Below are 2,730 nucleotides of genomic sequence, written 5' to 3' on the forward strand. Positions count from 1 at the left end.
CGCCTATTAAAATTTCATTTTTTAGTCTGTCAAGAAAACTCATCATAATCCTCCGTTAAATATAATGTAGCTCCGCCGTTTTTTTGAGAGCTGCCTCGAAATCATTGATCAAATCTTGTGGATTTTCAAGTCCTACTGAAAGGCGAAGAAGGGAGTCTGTAATCCCTCGTTCTGCTCTTGCAACGGGGCCCATCGCAGCATGGGACATTTTTGCCGGATACGAAAGAATGGACTCTACTGCACCTAGGCTTACTGCAAATACAGGAAGTTTCACATGTTCAACAAATGTACGCATTGCATCTTCTGAATATAATTCAAAGGAGAAGACTGCACCTGGATTTAGTGCTTGTTTCTTTTGAATATTATATTGTGGATGATCTTCAAAGCCAGGATAATGCACTTTCTTAATCAATGGGTGGTTCTGTAAATGTTCTGCAATTACTCTTGCGCCATCACTTGAATGCTTCATGCGTACATGCAATGTCTTAATTCCTCTAAGTAATAACCAACAATCCTGAACACCAAGTACTGCACCAAAGGAATTTTGTAAATAGCCGATTTGGTTTGCAAGCTCTTCATCTTTTACTACAGCAACACCGGCAATAACATCACTATGTCCAGACAGGAATTTAGTCGCACTATGAAGGACAATATCTGCTCCTAATGTCAACGGTTTTTGTAAAGCAGGCGTTAAAAAGGTATTATCTACAAAAGTTAATGCATGATATTTTTTTGCAAGTAGGCTAATCGCTTCAATATCTGTTACTTTTAGCAAGGGATTAGATGGAGTTTCTACATAAAATACCTTCGTATTTGGTAACACTGCGGCTTCGACTTCCTCTAAATTGGTCATATCTACAAAGGTATGATCAATCCCAAAACGATTTAAAACAGTTGTAACCATGCGGTAGGTTCCGCCATATACGTCTTCCGAAATAACAACATGGTCACCTTGTGATAATAAGAGGAAGGCGGTTGAGATGGCGGCCATTCCTGAAGAAAAGGCAAAGCCATGTGTACCATCTTCAAGCTCTGCAACAACTTCTTCTAATGCTTCTCTTGTTGGATTCAAACTTCTGCTATAATCATATTTTCCAAATTCATCAATATCCTTTTGGTGGAAGGTAGAAGCGTGCTGAATTGGCACGCTAACTGCTCCTGTTTCTGGGTCGAATTTATGTTTATTATGAAGTAATTTCGTTTCAAATGTATACGGTGTACTCATATTGTTACCTCCTTCGCAATTCCCTTTGCAATAGAAAAAGCTTTATCCAGATCTTTTATTAAATCATTTGCGTTCTCAATACCAACAGAAAAACGCAGCAGTCGGTTATCAACACCAGTTTCTAATCTGACTTCCAATGGAATATCCGCATGGGTTTGAGTAGCTGGATACGTAATAAAGCTCTCCACACCACCTAGGCTTTCCGCAAAAGAGATAAGGGTTAAATTTTGTAAAAATGGATTAACCCAAGATTCGTTTTGAATTCTAAAGGAGATCATTCCACCTCGACCGGGATATAGAACATCGACTACAGCTTCATGCTCTTGAAGGAAAGAAGACAGTATTTTCGCATTTTCTTCATGTTTCTCCATTCTTAATGCTAATGTCTTCATTCCTCTCATTAACAACCAAGAATCAAAGGGACTTAAAACAGCACCAGCTGAGTTATGGTGTAAGGCAAGCTCATTACAAAGCTCTTCTCCTTTTGCAACAATAAGACCGGCAAGGACATCATTATGCCCACCTAAATACTTTGTCGCACTGTGGATGACAATATCAGCACCTAGGCGAATCGGCTGTTGAATGATTGGAGTATAAAAAGTATTGTCTACAATAAGCAGAATATTGTGTTCTTTTGCGATGGAGGCAACCACAGAAATATCCGTTTGTTCCATTAAAGGATTCGTAGGAGTTTCAAGGAAGATTGCTTTTGTATTAGGGGAAATAGCCGCACGCACAGCATCCGTATCTGAGGTATTAACGTACGTACATCGTAGGCCCCATTTTTTATAACCTTGCTCTAACAGACGGTATGTGCCACCATATAAATCTTTGGAAATAATCCACTCATCACCGCTTTGGAAAAGGGAAAGAATTGTTTGGATTGCAGCCATTCCGGAACTACAAGCAAAGCCACGATCTCCGTCTTCTAAATCAGCAATAGCTTTTTCTAATATTTCTCGAGTAGGATTTCCTGTACGAGTGTAATCATAACCTGTTGACTCTCCAATACCTGCATGACGATATGCAGTTGAGAAATAAACAGGTGGATTTACTGCCCCTGTTGCTGTTTCGCTTCTATTTCCAATTTGCGCCAATTTTGTCTCTAAACTATACATTCTATAACTCTCCTATTCTAATAAATGGAATTTTTATATATGATTAGTACAAATCAAGAAGGAGAGGAAGAAAAATGCCATGAAAAAAGTCTTCTTCGTTTATAAGAAGAAGACTTTGATTATTTAATGGTCATTCTTCTTATCTTTCAAGCCATTATGCTTGATGGAATTAGCACCTTTTCAGTATTTCGTAAGCTACTGAAGGTTGCTGAGGTTTCTTCGGGCCATTCCCTCTACCTCTCTTGATAAGAATTACTTATGTAATTGACTATTAATTTACTATATATTTTAAAAGTTAGCAACAATTATTTTTTATTTCTGAAAAGATTCTATATTCTTCTTATTATAAATAAGTTAAAAAATCAGCTTATATTTCTTCTATAAGTT

Annotated in this window: 2 protein-coding genes and 1 riboswitch; both genes read right to left on the bottom strand. The window is 37.7% G+C overall.

Features of this window, described 5'->3' with window-relative positions; all coding sequences use genetic code 11:
* Positions 1-55 precede the first annotated feature (55 nt).
* Positions 56-1,225 (bottom strand): cystathionine beta-lyase, encoded by a 1,170-nt coding sequence (metC, locus tag RTL21_RS09890; RefSeq protein ID WP_312095715.1) that lies wholly within the window; start codon positions 1,223-1,225, stop codon positions 56-58.
* Positions 1,222-2,343 carry a methionine biosynthesis PLP-dependent protein gene (locus RTL21_RS09895; protein WP_312095716.1) on the bottom strand — a complete coding sequence of 374 codons (1,122 nt, stop codon included), beginning with the start codon at positions 2,341-2,343 and terminating at the stop codon, positions 1,222-1,224. Before RTL21_RS09895 ends, metC begins: the two co-directional genes overlap by 4 nt.
* Positions 2,344-2,479: 136 nt before the next feature.
* A riboswitch (SAM riboswitch) is annotated at positions 2,480-2,595 on the bottom strand.
* Positions 2,596-2,730: the final 135 nt, after the last annotated feature.

Origin of the sequence: Niallia sp. (genome assembly GCF_031978665.1) — a bacterium.
Classification (GTDB): domain Bacteria; phylum Bacillota; class Bacilli; order Bacillales; family Cytobacillaceae; genus Niallia.